Here is a 15,120-nt window from a genome sequence, read left to right on the forward strand (position 1 = left end):
AAAGGAATTAGATTCAATTCATTACATAATTAGTGAATGTCATTACAATGTAAACTTAAATTTTATTGATAACGAACAAGAAGACAAACTAGCGCCCCTTATTAAAGATTAGAAATGTATTTTCTAGAAATAAGATTTTTTAAGAGAGAATGGGGCTGAAAAATACTCAATATGAGTGGAAGAGTTCTAAAACTGTAGTAAAAAAGAAGCGACACTTTCGCTTTGAAAATGTCGCTTTTACTTTTGTAGTCCGTACGGGAATCGAACCCGTGTTTCATCCGTGAAAGGGACGTGTCCTAACCCCTAGACGAACGGACCATTGGGTTATGCTAATTTTTTACTAAATGTACTTAATTTATAAAGTACGCTACTTTACTAATAAAAGTATTGTAGTCCGTACGGGAATCGAACCCGTGTTTCATCCGTGAAAGGGACGTGTCCTAACCCCTAGACGAACGGACCATTGGGTTATAAAGAATTTACTCTGATATCACAAAACATTTTTTGTGATTAGAATTAAAAACCCTCCATATTGATATGAAGGGCTTGTTAACTTTTTGTAGTCCGTACGGGAATCGAACCCGTGTTTCATCCGTGAAAGGGACGTGTCCTAACCCCTAGACGAACGGACCATTGGGTTAAAACTTTTTCGATATTGGGTATCGCTGTTCGTTTTTCGTGGTGCAAAGGTAGAGAGAATATTTAGAATACACAACCACAAAATGAAAAAAAAGCAAACAAATTGTTAAAGTTGTTGATAATCAAAACATTGTAACATGGTTTTTTTGAAAAATATTTTTTATGACAGTGAAACCAAAATTCTACTTTTTTTAAATATAAATATATTCTAAATTTAAACTTAGAAAATACCATTTTTATAGATCAAAATTCCTTCCTAAATAATGATTCAGTCAAAAATAAACTCACTAAACTCAAAGGTTGCTTGGGAAAAAATCCGTGCAGATACTGAGCTTTTCGACAATTTTGAAAAAAATGTTTTACCAGCTTACATGAATACTTGTAGATGGTTTGCTGGAAAAGCCAGAATTCAAAAGTCCTTTAAAGTAACAACAGCATTGGAAATTCCGATTGAAGAATCAATGGCATTGTTGATGATTGTGACTGTTTCCTACGAAGACGGTGAGATTGAAAATTATTTATTACCTGTTTCATTTATTGATGCTAGCCATAATAAAGATATTGCTCCCAAAGGAATCATTACTTTGGCATATATCAATAATAAAAGAGGAATTATTGTAGATGCCATTTATGATGAACGCTTTCAACAAGCAATATTTTATCATTTGGCACATGCAGAAAATATTGGACAAGCTAAAGGGAAAGTAGATTTTACTCGTGGTAAGGGCTTTTTAGGAGAGGATATCAATGCGCCGATTTCTTCAAGAGTTTTACCTGTTGATTCTTCCAATTCTGCAATTGTTTTTGGAGACAAATATTTCTTGAAGCTTTACAGGAAATTGTTTACTGAAACAAATCCTGAGGTAGATATGGTTGAATTCATTACTGAACATTCTAATTTTGCTTTTATTCCAGCTTTTGCTGGAAGTTTAGTATGGAAAGAAGACTTCAATCCTGATATTACGCTTGGTATGATGCAAAGAATGGTAGAAAACCAAGCAGATAGTTGGGTACAAACGGGAGAACAATTGGAAGATTTTGTTGAGGCTTTTATGGCAAAATCATTTTCGATTAAGGAAGAAGTATTTCAGCAAGTAGAACTGTTAGCACAACGGACTGCTGAAATGCACTTGGCTTTGTACAATACTGAAGCTGAGAAAATGTTTGTTCCTGTAAATTTTGATGATACTTATCGCAAGTTTTTGCACGATAGATTAACCAACCTCTTAGATAAAAGATATAATTTACTCATTGATAATTATACAAAAATAACAGATGCTGTGACCAGAAAATTGGCTTGGGATTTTATGGAAGCCAGAGAATTAATTGATGAATTTGCAGATGGAATTTTAACCAAACCAATACTTTCTCAAAGAATCAGAATACACGGAGATTATCATTTAGGACAAGTATTGGCAACACAAAACGATTATATTATCATTGATTTTGAAGGAGAACCAGAAAGCACTATTACAGATAGAAAAATTAAACATTCCCCTTTAAAAGATGTGGCTGGAATGATTCGTAGTTATCATTATGCTATTTCAGCGAAAATGTTGAATGATTCTATTACATTAAAATTTGATGCTCATAGCGTACAAACTGTGGCTGACCGTTGGTATAAATTAATTCAGCAAACTTTTATGGATAAGTATTTGGATACTTTTGGGCATCCGCATCCATTGTTCAAAAATAATAATGAAATAAATTTTTTGATGTTGATTTACTTGTTAGAAAAAGCCGTTTACGAATTAGGTTATGAAATTAATTATAGACCAGATTGGGTTAAAATACCGTTGAAAGGAATTGTAAATGTGATTCGTGAAATTGAGAAATTAAAAATGTAACATATTTAATGACAAAAAACCTAAGTTTGTTCAAAAAACAGGTTTTTGTAGGGTATTTTTTGAAGTAATTTACTTTAATTTTTGTTGGGAATTGCCCAAAGCTTTGTAATTGGTAGTTTTTAAAATGGTATTAATGGAAAAAAAAGATTTGATAGGTAAGTTTTTTTGTTTTTTGACGACGAACAGATTAATATTGTCCACAAAATTTACTTCTTCAGAAGATTAAGCAAATTTCTTTCTCCAATTAAACTTAGCACTTTTTAGAAAGGAAACTAAGAATTTTATAAATGACAAAGTCGCAGCTTTTTGAGCAAATTTTACAAAAACAATCATATCTATGTATTGGTTTAGATACTGATATTCAGAAGATTCCTCGACATTTACTTCAAGCAAAAGACCCAATTTTTGAGTTTAACAGACAAATTATTGATGCTACTCATCAATATGCGGTTTCATACAAACCCAATATCGCTTTCTATGAGGCTTTTGGTGCTAAAGGCTGGGAAAGTCTTCAAAAAACATTAGAATACATTCCAAAAGAATGCTTTACTATTGCTGATGCAAAAAGAGGAGATATTGGAAATACTTCAGGCTTGTATGCACGAGCTTTTTTTGATGAACAATCATCAGGATTAAATTTTGATTCTGTGACTGTGGCTCCATACATGGGCGAAGACTCTGTAAAGCCTTTTCTTGAATTTGCTGATAAATGGGTTATCTTACTGGCACTTACTTCAAATGCTGGGAGTAAAGATTTTCAAACGCTTTCGTTAGCCAATGAAAAACAACTTTTTGAGGAAGTTCTTGCAAAATCTCAGGAATGGGGAAGCTCAGAACAATTAATGTATGTAGTTGGAGCTACCAAAGCAGATATGCTCCAAAAAATTAGGAGTATTGTTCCTGAACACTTTTTGTTAGTGCCGGGTGTAGGAGCACAAGGTGGAAGTTTAGAGGAAGTATCCAAATTTGGGATGAATAAACAATGTGGTTTATTAGTTAATTCATCAAGAGCAATTATTTATGCTTCATCTGATGAAGATTTTGCTGAAAAGGCAGCTCTTGAAGCGAAAAAAGTACAAACAGAAATGCAAGCTTACTTGGCTACCTATTTATAAAAATGTGCTTTTAAAACCATCGACATGCAAAACCAAAGTGAAATAGAACTTCTTGCTGAAGCTCCTTGGCTTTTAACAGGGAATGCTTACGCTATGATTTATAAATTTCCAAAAGAATTTGTTATTGAAAATGGATTTATGGAAGATTTTCAAAAAAGTAGATTTCTAGGATACTTTGGAACAGTAATGTTAGTCGATTACCAATCTTCAAACGTTGGTAAATATCAAGAATTACTTTTTATTCCTGGTATGTTTACCTTTGATTGGGCAAAGGTATTTTCAATCAGTAAAATATATGTATCTTCTGATGAAAGTGTTTTAAATGGTAGAAAAAATTGGGGAATTCCAAAAGAAAAAGCTGATTTTGAATGGTTAAATGAAGCTGATGGTAAAACAAGTGTAAAAGTAAGATTAGACAATAAATTGATTTTTGAAGCAAAATTTAACAAAACCTTTTTGTCTTTTCCACTAAAAAGTAATTGGTTCTCTTTTAAATTAGCTCAGAAATCAGAGAATGATTTAATGATTACTCCTTTTAATTTTAACGGAAAAATTAAACTTTCAAAAGTTAATAAAGTATTTGTTGATGGTACACACTTTCCTGATGTTTCACGGTTATCACCATTATTAACTATTCAAGTAAGTAATTTTAAGATGAACTTTGAGGTTCCGAAGATCAAAGAAAATTATTTTTGATAATACTTATTGGTTTTATCTAATAAATAATCTCTAAAATTTTTGTTGATTGTAAAATGAGTGATATATTTGTTAAAGAGATTATTAATCAAGTAATAGTTGACATTTAAAGCAATTAATATTCTCTATACTTGTACTTAATAACATTCCGCCAAGTGTTAGGATAAGATAAGAAAAAGCTCACATCAATTTGATAGCTTTATTGATTTCTTCTTTTAAAGAATCCTCTCAGCTTGCGGTCTCAATCCAACATTACGAATAGTTAATTTTCTGTGATTTACTTTTAAAGTATTTCATCTAAAAATATGAGAAAAAGATAATGGGCTATGCCCTAAAGATTACTACTTAGGCGGATTGTGTAAAGACTCGGAGCAATGCATCGAGTCTTTATTTTTTTATAAATTTCACAACCACCAATAGACTTATTGATGAATATTTGATTAAGAAATCTAAATTAAAAGACACTTAAATCATCATATTTTTTCACTCAAATAACAAATTCTTAAAATTCACATCAAAATTTTAGCTTGGAATGGCTAAATTCTTACTTCGTGTAATTCTTGTAAAAATCATAGCATTTTAAATACAACATCGGTGTATTTGTGTTAATTTTACTTAATCAAATAACAAAATTATGGCGGTAATTTACTATTTGATAATTACAATAATATTTATAGATTCTATTTTATGGCGGTAAAAAAGAGTTTTTAAATATTATTTACAGACAAGTAAATTTATTTATTTGTTGTATGATGATTTTGAAAAGACCCTTGAATTGGCGGATTCATAGGTCTTTTTTTTGTTTATATGCTATAAAAAAAGGGATGATACTTTTTATTGTATCATCCCTTTTTTATTACTTAACTTTAAGAATACTTGCTCCGAGTGGAGGTATTGTTAAAGAAATGGAATAGGCTTTTCCTTGCCAAGCAATTTCTTCGGCCATGATTACTGATTTATTGGTTTTTCCACTTCCTCCGAAATGATGTTCATCAGAGTTTAAAATTTCATTCCAAATTCCTTGCATTGGTACACCAATTCTGTAATTATCTCTCGGAACTGGCGTCATATTCAAGATAATGATAAGTTGTTCTTTATGAACATTGCCTTTTCTTGCATACACAACTACTGAATTATCTCTATCTGAAGTATCAATCCACTCAAAGCCTTCATGCGAGAATTGCTTTTCATATAAAGCAGGCTCAGTTTTGTATAAGTTATTTAGTGCTTTCATAAGGTTTTGAATGCCTTGATGCGGAGCATGGTCTAATAACCACCAATCTAATCCTTTTTCAAAATTCCATTCAGATGTTTGTCCGAACTCTCCACCCATAAAAATCAGATTAGTACCTGGGTGAGTAAACATGTATGAAAAGAGAAGCCTTAAATTTGAAAATCTTTGCCATTCATCGCCTGGCATTTTTCCTATTAAAGATTTTTTGCCATAGACAATCTCATCATGAGAAAGCGGAAGCATAAAATTTTCAGTAAAAGCGTAAACCGTAGAGAATGTTAATTGGTCTTGGTGATGACGACGATACATTGGGTCTCTTTGGAAGTAATTTAATGTATCATTCATCCAGCCCATCATCCATTTCTGACCAAAGCCTAAACCTCCAGCATAAATCGGTCTAGAAACGCCCGTAAATGAAGTAGATTCTTCAGCGATAATCTGAATGTCTGGAAACTGTGAGTAAATCGTTTCATTCAATTCTTTAAAAAGAGAAATGGCTTCAAGATTGTGATTTCCTCCAAAAATATTAGGTTCCCACTCGCCATGTTTTCTAGAATAATCTAAATAAAGCATTGATGCAACTGCATCAACTCTTAAACCATCCGCATGGTAGCGTTCTAACCAATAAATAGCATTTGAAATTAAAAAGCTACGTACTTCGTTTCTACCATAATTGAAAATATAAGATTTCCAGTCTGGATGATAACCTCTACGCATATCTGGATGTTCGAACAAATGAGTACCATCGTATTCGTATAATCCGTGTGCATCTCCAGGGAAATGAGAAGGAACCCAATCGAGTAATACACCAATATCGTTTTTATGGCATTCTTCTACCAAATACATGAAGTCTTGAGGTGTTCCAAAGCGAGATGAAGGAGCAAAATATCCAAGTACTTGATAACCCCATGAAGGTTCATAAGGGTGTTCCATTATTGGCATGAATTCAATGTGCGTAAAGCCCATTTCTTTCACATAATTCACTAATTGGTCTGCTAATTCTACAAAAGAAAGTTTTTCATTTCCTTCTTTTCTCCTCCAAGAACCCACATGTACTTCATAAACAGACATCGGTGAAGTCAAAGCGTTTTTTGTATGACGCTTTGACATCCAGTCTGAATCTGTCCATTCATACCAGTTATCCCAAACTACTGAAGCTGTTCGAGGAGGTGTTTCAAAGTGTTGGGCATAAGGATCCATTTTTTCAATGAAACCATTATTTTGTGTTTCAATACAGAATTTGTAGGTTTCCCCTTTACCAATGTAAGGAATAAAGCCTTCCCAAATGCCAGAAGCATCCCAACGTACAAATAAATGATGACTACCTTTATCCCAATAGTTAAAATTACCGATAACTGATACTGATTTTGCGGAAGGAGCCCAAACTGCAAAATAAACACCTTGTACACCCTGACATTCTGTAATGTGTGAGCCAAATTTTTCAAACAATCGGTAGTGTTTTCCAGCTTTAAAGAGATTAATGTCGAAATCAGAAAAACGACTGAATACTTCTACATTTTTAAGAATTACTGGAGCACTTGGTGTTTGGATTTCTTCTGGTACTTCTACAACTTCTTTTTTACTTACTTTTTTCTTAGTTGTTTCGGTTGGTTGAGTAGTTGTTTTGGACGTTTTTGCCATTTTAATTATGGTTAATGGATTTTTTGCAAAGCGATTTGATGTCTTTTTGTAAATATAAAATTTCTTTTGAAATAGATTCGGTTAAGCTCATACAATTTTATTTCATCATTAGTTAGTGAACTGTAAAATACCGATAATAAAATTGAAATGAGTTTGATTGTCCTTTTTTGTTTATGGTTTCGTGGAATAATCTATTTTTTTATCAAATATACAATGTTTTGCCTTTTGTGAGCCTGATTCGTAATTTAATACAATAGAAAAAAAATTAAACAAGAAAAGGAATGAGAAGAAAGAAGCTTACTCATAGCATTGTAGGAATACTATGAGTAAGAGTAGAAATTAATTTTGACCAGCCAATAAATAAAGTACTGCCATTCTTACAGCAACACCATTTTCAACTTGATCAAGGATAATTGAATGATGAGAATCTGCGGCATCAGAAGTAAGTTCAACCCCACGATTAATTGGCCCTGGGTGCATTACGATGATTTCTTTGTTTAAATCATCTAACATTTTTTTGTTGATACCGAAGTATAAAGAGTATTCTCTAAGCGTAGGGAAATACTTTATTTGTTGTCTTTCTAATTGAATTCTCAGTACATTGGCTACATCGCACCAAGCTAAAGTTTCTTTTACATTATGTGAAACTTTTACACCTAATTCATTCACATAGCGAGGAATCAAAGTTGATGGACCACAAAGTGTTACTTCAGCTCCTTGTTTACGTAGTGCAAAAATATTTGATAAGGCTACTCTCGAATGTAAAATATCACCAATAATTGCGATTTTTTTTCCTGCTAAATCTGTCCCTAATTTTTCACGCATTGAAAATGAATCTAGCAATGCTTGAGTTGGGTGTTCGTGGGTTCCGTCTCCAGCATTGACAATATTGGCGGAAATATGTTTTGAAAGAAAATGAGGAGCGCCCGGACTAGCATGACGCATCACAATCATATCTACTTTCATTGCCAAAATATTATTTACAGTATCAAGAAGTGTTTCTCCTTTTTTAACAGAACTTCCAGAAGCAGAGAAATTGATGGTATCGGCAGACAAACGTTTTTCTGCCAGTTCAAATGAAAGCCTTGTACGAGTTGAGTTTTCAAAAAATACGTTAGCAATTGTTACATCACGTAGGGAAGGTACTTTTTTGATGGGGCGATTAATTACTTCTTTGAACTCCTTGGCAGTAGCCATAATGAGTTCAATGTCGTCGGGTGTTAAATCCTTAATCCCCAAAAGATGTCGAGTACTTAGTTTTTGCATGCTATTTTGTAATTAACCAAATGTTATCGGCTTCATGCCCTTGTTCTTTCCATTCTACTAATACTTTTTCGGTAGCAAGGGTATTTACTTTTTTACCAACATAATCAGGATTTATGGGTAAATCTCTGTTGTAAATTCTATCAATCAATACACATAATTCAACCTTGCTCGGACGCCCAAAAGCCGTCATCGCATCTAGTGCTGCTCTTACCATTCGGCCAGTTGCCAGAACGTCATCAACTAAAATTACTTGCTTGTTTTCGATGATGAAAGGTACTTTGGTAGCATTAGCTTTCACCAATTCACGGCGACGATAATCATCACGATAGAAAGTTGCATCTAAATAACCAATAGGAATTTTAACACCAGTAATTGATTCTAATTCTTGATGTATTCTTTCAGCAAAGAAAATACCTCTTGGTTGTAAGCCAATAATCACAGAATTTTCGAAATTCTGATGATTCTCAATCAATTCTTGACAGAGACGACTAATGGTAATACCTAGTAGAGGACTGGATAGGATGAGTTTGTGTTGCATTGAGTTTTTGTGATTAATTGACCTCGATGCCAGAGAATCGTGGCACAAAGATAGTATCCTTTGCGGATTGCTGAATGATGGAAGTAGAATTTTTTATTTTATGATACATTCAAATAATCACTAGCCATCAATTTATCGTAAATTCGAAAAAGATTTTTAAGAATCAAGCATGAAACATATTGTCATTGTAGGAAATGGAATTGCTGGAATTACTGCGGCTAGACACATCAGAAAACTAAGCGATTATAAAATCACGGTTATTTCATCAGAATCAAAATACTTTTTTTCGAGAACTGCACTCATGTATATTTATATGGGACAAATGAAGTACGAACATACAAAACCTTATGAAAATTGGTTTTGGGAGAAAAATCGCATAGAATTAAAGTATGATAAAGTAGAATCAATCAATATTGAAAGGAAAAATTTACAGTTAACTAAAGAATTACTTGAGTACGACCAATTGATTTTAGCGACAGGTTCAAATTATAATACTTTGCCTAATATTAATCCTGATATAAAAGGAGTACAAGGGCTTTATCATTTGCAAGATTTAGAGAAGTTAGAAGAGAATACTAAAAACATAAAAAAAGCGGTAGTTGTAGGAGGAGGTTTGATTGGCGTAGAATTAGCCGAAATGTTAATTTCTAGGAATATTGAAGTTACTTTTTTAATCCGAGAAGATGCTTTCTGGGGAAATGTACTACCGATTGAAGAGGCTAATATCGTTACTCAGCATCTAGCGAAAATGGGTGTTAAAGTATTAATTAATACTGAATTAAAAGAGGTTCATAGTTCTGTAAATCAGCGTGTTGTTAGTATTTTAACTTCAAAAGATGAAAAAAAAGATTGTGAATTTGTTGGATTGACAATAGGAGTAAGTCCCAACATTGATTTAGTAAAAAATACTTCAATAGAAAGCCAAAAAGGTATTTTAGTGAATGAATATTTGAAAACAAGTGAACCAGATATTTATGCCATTGGCGATTGTGTAGAACATAGGAATCCTCCGAGTGGAAGAAAGGCGATTGAACAAATTTGGTACTCAGGAAAATTAATGGGAGAAACTGTCGCTAAAAGTATTTGCGGAAGTCTAACGAAGTATGAACCAGACATTTTTTACAATTCTGCTAAGTTTTTTGAGATAGAATACCAAGTTTATGGTAAAATAGCACAGATTTTAGTTGCGAATGAACGAACATTCTATTGGGGGAATGCTGAAAATAACCAATGTATAAGAATTAATTATGATGCTGAAAGTAACAGTGTCATTGGAATCCATGCTTTGGGAATTCGTTTGAGACAGGCTACTTGTGAAAAATGGATTCGAGATAAAAATACAATTCAACATGTATTAGTACATTTTGAGGACGCCAATTTTAATCCAGAGTTTTCAAAACCTTTCATCAATGCCATGCTTGAAAAGTATAATCTGGAGTATCCTGAAAAGCCCATCCTGATAAAAAAGAATAAAAGTATCACAAACTTTATTTCAAAGATTTTTAATTAGACGTAATGAATAGTAATTATATTTTTCAAAGCTCAGCAACAAATAGAGGATGGCTTGGAATGATGATTGGCAGTTTGCTAATTATCTTCTATGTACTTCTCTACTGGTTTCCAGCATCCATTCAAGGGCTTATTTCCTTGACAGACCCGATAAGTTTAATTATTAAAGGAAAAGTGGCTGATCAATGGTTTTTTTATGGATTCATTTACACGATTGCCATTTTAGGAATGGGAATCAGGATGATTCGTAAATATCGCCACAACAATTATCAGAAAATAAGAACTATTTCAGTGATGTTCTTTCAAACCTGTTTTGCTTTTTTAATTCCAGAATTACTTGCTCGATTGAATTTACCGTATCAAGATTTTAAAAATATTTTTCCTTTAGATTATGCCTTCTTTTTCGATTATAATATCGAAAAGAAAATAGCTGCTGGTACAATTGGTTATTTTATGTTGGCTTGGGGCGTTTTTCTGTTTGTCATTGGCGTTCCAGTAATGACTTACTTCTTTGGAAAACGCTGGTATTGTTCTTGGGTTTGCGGTTGCGGAGGATTAGCAGAAACTGTAGGAGACCCATTCAGACAATTATCAGATAAATCTTTAAAAGCATGGAAAATTGAACGCTATTCAATTTATGGAATACTTTCATTCTCTTTAATAATGACAGTGGGAGTATTTTATACTTTTTTTACCAAAGAAAGTAAACTATTCGGAATTATCGACACCAATTTTATCCGATACATTTATGGCTTTTTGATTGGAAGTGTTTTTGCTGGAGTGGTCGGAACGGGCTTTTATCCATTAATGGGCAACCGTGTTTGGTGTCGATTTGGTTGCCCTTTAGCGGCTTATTTAGGAATTGTTCAGCGATATAAATCACGATACAGAATCAGCGTAAATGCTGGTCAATGTATTTCTTGTGGGAATTGCTCTACTTTTTGTGAAATGGGCATTGATGTAAGGGCTTATGCACAAAAAGGACAAGATATTGTCAGAGCTTCTTGTGTTGGTTGTGGCATTTGTGCTGAGGTTTGCCCACGTGGAGTACTTAATTTGGAAAATATTTCAACAAAATAATTTTACGTTATTTCACTAATGATTCTTCTATGATAATTGATTTGTCCGAGATGATAAGTAAGATGTCCGTGTAAATGAATCAGGAAATACTCCGTACTCATTTCGTAACCCAATACATTTTCTGGATAAGTATTTGATAATTCGTCGGGGCTTAATTGAGCAAGTGTAATTGTTACAGCGTCTAATGTTTCACTGATAGCTTGAAGTACTTCTTGTCGTGGAATATTTTTTGCTGAAAATTCAAGTTCACGATTTCTAAGATAATCTATGTTTCCTAAATTTTTGCCGATATAAGTCTTCAAGTTTCCTACTAAATGCAAAGCTAAATTTCCACCAGAATTATTTGTTCCTTTTACCGTTTGCCAGATAAGGTTTTCGTCAGGGTACTGTTCTATTTCTTTGATAAGAACTTTCAAATCTCTTTCAAATAATTTTATAATTGCTTCTTTCATACAAAGATGATTTTAAAGAGCTTTTCTCATTTGTGGAGAAAAGCTCTTTTGGTTTTCTAAATATCTTCAATTCTAAATAAGTGCATTGGCATAATGTGTGGGTCCAAATCAATAAAATTGTATTCACCACGCCAAACATATTTTGCACCAGTAATCAAATCATGAACGATATACTCTTGGTCAGGATGTTTATGAATTAAATGCAAAGGAATTCGCACATTTCCTCCTTGACGATTGTGTGGGTCAAGATTGACTGCACATAAAATCTTATTTCCATTCGGATGCGTTTTCAAATAAGCCAATACTTGGTCATTCTGAATATCACAGAAAGTAATATTATTAGTTCTTTGTAAAGCTGAATTTTCAATCCTTGCTTCATTGGTTTTACGGATAACATGGGTTAGTTTGTTTTCCATTTGCCAGTCCCAATGTTTAATTTCGTATTTTTCAGAATTTTTATACTCTTCTTTATTTGGGTTTCCTTCGTTAAACATGTATTCATAAACAGGCCCGAAAATTCCATAATTGGCCGAAAGCGTAGCCGCCATGAAATAACGAATGATAAACATTGGTTCAAGACCAGTTTGTAAGCACCAAGGAAGAATATCATGCGTATTTGCCCAGAAGTTTGGACGCATGTATAAAGCTTGTTCAGTTTTTGTTAATTCATTCATATAGCCTATTAGTTCAGCTTTTGTATTTCGCCAAGTGTAATAAGTATAAGAATGGGTATAACCCAATTTAGCTAATTGAGCCATTACTTTTGGTTTTGTAAAGGCCTCAGCCAAAAAAATCATATCAGGATAAACAGCTTGTACTTCCCCAATAATCCATTCCCAAAAGCCAAAAGCTTTTGTGTGTGGATTATCAACTCGGATGATTCTTACTCCCCATTCAGCCCAAGTCATAATTACACTTTTCAATTCTTCCCAAAGCCCTTGCCAATTTTCAGATTCAAAATTAATGGGATAAATATCTTGGTATTTTTTTGGAGGATTTTCTGCGTATTGAATTGTTCCATCTGGGCGAATTTTAAACCATTCAGGATGTTCCTTTGCCCAAGGGTGGTCTGGTGAACATTGAATGGCTAAATCTAAAGCCAATTCAATTCCCATTTCGTTACAAGTAGCAATTAGATGTTTTAAATCTTCTAAAGTACCTAATTCTGGTAAAATAGCTGTATGTCCACCCAATTCAGAGCCAATCCCATAAGGTACTCCTGGTTCACCTTCTTCGCAAGTGGTACTGTTATTTTTCCCTTTTCTGAATTGTTTACCAATTGGGTGAATTGGCGGAATATATAAAACATCAAAACCTAATGATTTTAAACGTGGAAGTACATTTTCCTCAACATCTTTAAATGTTCCATGTTGTCCTTTTTTAGAGGAGGCAGAACGTGGAAACATTGAGTACCAAGACGAGAATGCTGCTTTTTCTCTATCAACCCAAAGCTTTAGTTCTTTATGAGTAACTATAAACTGTTTATCTGGATATTGCTCAATCCAATGGTGCATTTTTGCACTGTGGGTGAAAGCAATGGCTTCGTTATAAGTATCTTTATCTCTGAAAATTTTTGCAGCAGCTTTTAATTCAGTTTTATCTTCTTTTGATGCTATTTTAGTCATTTTGTCAAGAATGTTAGCACCCATCAACAGTTCAACATTGACTAATTGTCCATCCTTGATTTTCATATCAATTTCATGCTCCCAAGTAGCGGCATGGTCAACCCATGCTTCAATCGTATAAGTATAAAAACCATTCTTTGAAACTTCAAAAGATGCTTCATAGCGGTCGTTGTTGACGAAACTCATCTTTTTCTCAGTCCAAGCTTCGTCTGTTGAAAACTTGTAGAGTAATCTTGCACTTAATTGATCATGTCCATCCAAGAAAATATCAGCTTCAACCCTAATGGTATCGCCCATAAATGCTTTTACAGCGAAGCGTCCTGCATTGAGCTGTGGACTAACATTTTCAATGATTACCCTTTGTTGTCCTTGAATTGTTTTTGAAATCATACTTTGTATATCAAAATGGTTAAAAATTTAATTATAAAGTACTTAGAAGTACAATATTCTAAAATTAGACTAAAAAAATGGCATGTAAATTCATTAATTTTTATGTAATTATAGCAAAAAGTAATTAATTTCACATGGTTGCCTGATTTAATAAGATAAGAGTATATGTTTTTTATTATCTGATGAAAAACTTGTACTTATTTGTGATATTCTAAGTAGTATATTGTTAGCTTTAAATTTATAAATTAAAAAACGCTGTGAAAAAGATCATCGCTTACTCAACCCTATTTTTATTGGTAAAAGCTTCCTCCTTTGCCTCTATCATTGAACAAATTCCTACAAAAAGCTTTGCCGAAGAAGGCATTGCTCGTTATTATGCGGCTCATCTAAAGGGTAAATATACCTCTTTTGGTGAAAGGTATGATGATACCCAGCTCACTGCTTCACATTCTAGGTATCCTTTGAATACGATTTTAAAAGTGATTAACCTTGAAAATAATCATGCTGTCGAAGTGAGAGTAAACGATTATTGCGAATGCGAAAAAGAGGATAGAATTATCAATCTTTCTAAAGAAGCCGCATCCAGACTTGGCATGATGGCAAGCGGAAAAGCAAGAGTACGAATTGAAGTACTTTCGCCAATTGCTTCGAATACTCATAAAAGAGCATCAGAGAGAATTGCAGATAGTATAATGCCTGAAAGGAGAGAAGTACTTTCAAAAGATAGTGGAAAGAGTTATGAAAACAATCTTTACATTAATTCAACATCTTCAAATCCACCATTTTCGGCAGAAAGAACTTATGATATTGATGGTACAGAGAAATTCCCAAAAGGATATGCCGTGCAAGTTACGGCATTGACAAATTTAGGTTTTGTAAGAGATTTATATGATGAGTTACTAAAAATGGGAATTCCTAAGGAAGAAATATTTATACAAGTAGCTCTCAAAGAAAATGGTAAACTATACAGATTACTTTTTGGAGAATATTATTCAAAAGAATTAGCGAATGAAAAAACCGTTTGGCTTTCTCAACAAGGTTATACAGGTGTTGTTCGTTCTCATTATAATTTATAAAAAAATGGATGT

At 33.1% G+C, this 15,120-nt stretch carries 10 protein-coding genes, 3 tRNA genes and 1 pseudogene; 6 read left to right on the plus strand and 8 right to left on the minus strand.

Translation table 11 applies throughout. The features are described from left to right. Nucleotides 1-246: 246 nt before the first annotated feature. The 3 genes from VB776_RS10910 to VB776_RS10920 form a co-directional block, all read right to left on the minus strand. Nucleotides 247-318, minus strand: a tRNA-Glu gene (locus VB776_RS10910). Between the two features lie 72 nt (nt 319-390). After that, nucleotides 391-462, minus strand: a tRNA-Glu gene (locus VB776_RS10915). A 98-nt stretch (nt 463-560) separates the two neighbouring features. Continuing rightward, nucleotides 561-632: transfer RNA gene (locus VB776_RS10920), tRNA-Glu, on the minus strand. A 270-nt stretch (nt 633-902) separates the two neighbouring features. On the opposite strand from VB776_RS10920, the gene VB776_RS10925 reads away from it, so the two are divergent. From VB776_RS10925 to VB776_RS10935, 3 genes are all read left to right on the plus strand, one after another. Next, the gene (locus tag VB776_RS10925; RefSeq protein WP_323328929.1) at nt 903-2,486 is read left to right on the plus strand and encodes a putative maltokinase; all 1,584 of its coding nucleotides are present in this window, start codon (nt 903-905) and stop codon (nt 2,484-2,486) included. A 287-nt stretch (nt 2,487-2,773) separates the two neighbouring features. After that, nucleotides 2,774-3,601 (plus strand): orotidine-5'-phosphate decarboxylase, encoded by an 828-nt coding sequence (pyrF, locus tag VB776_RS10930; protein WP_323328931.1) that lies wholly within the window; start codon nt 2,774-2,776, stop codon nt 3,599-3,601. A gap of 24 nt (nt 3,602-3,625) precedes the next feature. Next, nucleotides 3,626-4,297 carry an acetoacetate decarboxylase family protein gene (locus VB776_RS10935; protein ID WP_323328933.1) on the plus strand — a complete coding sequence of 224 codons (672 nt, stop codon included), beginning with the start codon at nt 3,626-3,628 and terminating at the stop codon, nt 4,295-4,297. 856 nt (nt 4,298-5,153) lie between these two features. Here the strand turns inward: VB776_RS10935 and glgB are convergent. The 3 genes from glgB to pyrR form a co-directional block, all read right to left on the minus strand. Beyond that, complete coding sequence (glgB, locus tag VB776_RS10940; protein ID WP_323328934.1) at nt 5,154-7,172, minus strand: 1,4-alpha-glucan branching protein GlgB; 2,019 nt, start codon at nt 7,170-7,172, stop codon at nt 5,154-5,156. Nucleotides 7,173-7,511: 339 nt separating this feature from the next. Next, entirely contained in the window at nt 7,512-8,438 is a 927-nt protein-coding gene (locus VB776_RS10945) for an aspartate carbamoyltransferase catalytic subunit (RefSeq protein WP_323328936.1), read from the minus strand. Between the two features lies 1 nt (nt 8,439). Further along, a complete protein-coding gene (pyrR, locus tag VB776_RS10950; protein ID WP_184135852.1) occupies nt 8,440-8,976 on the minus strand; it encodes a bifunctional pyr operon transcriptional regulator/uracil phosphoribosyltransferase PyrR in 537 nt (178 codons plus the stop codon). A 169-nt stretch (nt 8,977-9,145) separates the two neighbouring features. Between pyrR and VB776_RS10955 the strand changes: the two genes are divergently transcribed. Beyond that, complete coding sequence (locus tag VB776_RS10955; RefSeq protein WP_323328938.1) at nt 9,146-10,486, plus strand: NAD(P)/FAD-dependent oxidoreductase; 1,341 nt, start codon at nt 9,146-9,148, stop codon at nt 10,484-10,486. Nucleotides 10,487-10,491: 5 nt separating this feature from the next. Beyond that, nucleotides 10,492-11,565 (plus strand): annotated as a pseudogene (locus VB776_RS10960) (4Fe-4S binding protein); the annotation flags it as partial. 2 nt (nt 11,566-11,567) lie between these two features. On the opposite strand, the gene VB776_RS10965 reads toward VB776_RS10960, so the two are convergent. Then, nucleotides 11,568-12,017 (minus strand): DinB family protein, encoded by a 450-nt coding sequence (locus VB776_RS10965; protein ID WP_323328941.1) that lies wholly within the window; start codon nt 12,015-12,017, stop codon nt 11,568-11,570. Nucleotides 12,018-12,073: 56 nt separating this feature from the next. After that, the gene (locus VB776_RS10970) at nt 12,074-14,032 is read right to left on the minus strand and encodes an alpha-1,4-glucan--maltose-1-phosphate maltosyltransferase (protein WP_323328942.1); all 1,959 of its coding nucleotides are present in this window, start codon (nt 14,030-14,032) and stop codon (nt 12,074-12,076) included. A gap of 257 nt (nt 14,033-14,289) precedes the next feature. Here VB776_RS10970 and VB776_RS10975 point away from each other — a divergent pair, with 257 nt between their 5' ends. Then, nucleotides 14,290-15,108, plus strand: coding sequence for a septal ring lytic transglycosylase RlpA family protein (locus VB776_RS10975; protein WP_323328944.1), 819 nt, complete (start codon nt 14,290-14,292; stop codon nt 15,106-15,108). Nucleotides 15,109-15,120 lie beyond the last annotated feature (12 nt).

Origin of the sequence: Arcicella gelida, assembly GCF_034931025.1 — a bacterium.
Classification (GTDB): Bacteria; Bacteroidota; Bacteroidia; order Cytophagales; family Spirosomataceae; genus Arcicella; species Arcicella gelida.